This window comes from Arthrobacter glacialis (assembly GCF_002909445.1).
GTDB classification, from domain to species: domain Bacteria; phylum Actinomycetota; class Actinomycetes; order Actinomycetales; family Micrococcaceae; genus Specibacter; species Specibacter glacialis.
Map to the genome: position 1 here is coordinate 1 of NZ_PPXC01000046.1, position 1,475 is coordinate 1,475.

The 1,475-nt window shown below is 60.5% G+C and carries 2 protein-coding genes and 1 pseudogene; 1 reads left to right on the plus strand and 2 read right to left on the minus strand.

The window, feature by feature from the left end; all coding sequences use genetic code 11:
- Both CVS27_RS20330 and merR read right to left on the minus strand, forming a co-directional pair.
- Nucleotides 1-560, minus strand: a pseudogene (locus CVS27_RS20330) (Tn3 family transposase); the annotation flags it as partial.
- A gap of 102 nt (nucleotides 561-662) precedes the next feature.
- Entirely contained in the window at nucleotides 663-1,085 is a 423-nt protein-coding gene (gene merR, locus CVS27_RS20335) for a mercury resistance transcriptional regulator MerR (RefSeq protein ID WP_442319983.1), read from the minus strand.
- An 83-nt stretch (nucleotides 1,086-1,168) separates the two neighbouring features.
- Between merR and merT the strand changes: the two genes are divergently transcribed.
- A partial coding sequence (gene merT, locus CVS27_RS20340) for a mercuric ion transporter MerT (protein WP_103467651.1) occupies nucleotides 1,169-1,475 on the plus strand: 307 nt, incomplete at its 3' end.

A 1,475-nucleotide genomic window follows, 5' to 3' on the forward strand; every position in this document is an offset into this window, starting at 1 on the left:
GTGCCGGCGAAGTCGAGCGCGACGTACAGCGGCCGTAGATGGCGTCGAATGCGTTCGGCCAGGCCGTCCACCGCCTGCCAGTGCAGCGCCAGTTTGTTCAGTGGCTTGACGCTCATGCGCTGCGCCGTGTTTTGCAGCAATTCCCTGGACATGATTTTGTAGGCGCGTTGGCGCACCTCGCCGAACGGCGTCGGATCGGCCACGCTGTCGTCCACGTACAGCGACAGCAGGCGGCCAACCTGCGGCGTTTCCTGATGGCGTCGCAGCTGTTCGGCGACAAAGGACTGTTTCGCACCCGTGCGGCTCTCGTCCTCAAGTTTTTTCATGTGGAAGGCCATCGCGTCGACCAGGTTGTCGGTGAGCTGCCGGTAACGTACCCAGGCATAGCACAGCAGGTAGAGCCGGGTCTGCTCCGCCTTCAGGTGGCGCAGGTCATGGACGGTATAGAAGTTCGCCAGGCTCGCGTAGTACAGCAGGTTCTGCTGCGAGATGCCGAGCTTGGGCAGCAGCGCCTTGGCGATCCCGTGCAAGGACTTCAGCGTGGCGCGCTTCTCGCGCTCCCCTGCTGTCATTTTCAGAAGGTGACTGCACGGAATATCAAGAGTCGGCTGCACAGTCTTTTCTGATCTGTGGTCGTCTCAGAAAACGGAAAATAAAGCACGCTAAGCTGTGGAAGCCCCTGCCAAGCTCGTTCCACCTTGCAACGACGCAATCAGCGGACACGAAACATTCCCCTGCCGCGAATGGCAGGCGCACACCAGGTCAGACAGCACAGCCTCCATGCGCGCCAAATCGGCCATCTTCTCGCGCACGTCTTGGAGCTTGTGCTCGGCCAGGCTGCTGGCCTCCTCGCAGTGGGTGCCATCGTCGAGCCGCAACAGCTCGGCAATCTCGTCCAGACTGAACCCCAGCCGCTGTGCCGATTTCACGAATTTCACCCGAACCACGTCCGCCTCCCCATAGCGGCGGATGCTGCCGTAAGGCTTGTCCGGTTCCGGCAACAGGCCCTTGCGCTGATAGAAGCGGATTGTCTCCACGTTGACCCCGGCCGCCTTGGCAAAAACGCCAATGGTCAGGTTTTCCAAATTATTTTCCATATCGCTTGACTCCGTACATGAGTACGGAAGTAAGGTTACGCTATCCAATCCAAATTCAAAAGGGCCAACGTATGTCTGAACCACAAAACGGGCGCGGTGCGCTCTTCGCCGGCGGGCTGGCCGCCATTCTTGCATCGACCTGCTGCCTGGGGCCGCTAGTACTGGTCGCCCTGGGCTTCTCCGGTGCTTGGATCGGCAACCTGACGGTGCTGGAACCCTATCGACCGTTGTTCATCGGCGCGGCGCTAGTGGCGCTGTTCTTCGCCTGGAAGCGGATTTACCGGCCCGTGCAGGCATGCAAGCCAGGTGAGGTCTGCGCGATTCCGCAGGTGCGCGCCACCTACAAGCTGATTTTCTGGATCGTGGCCGTGCTGGTCC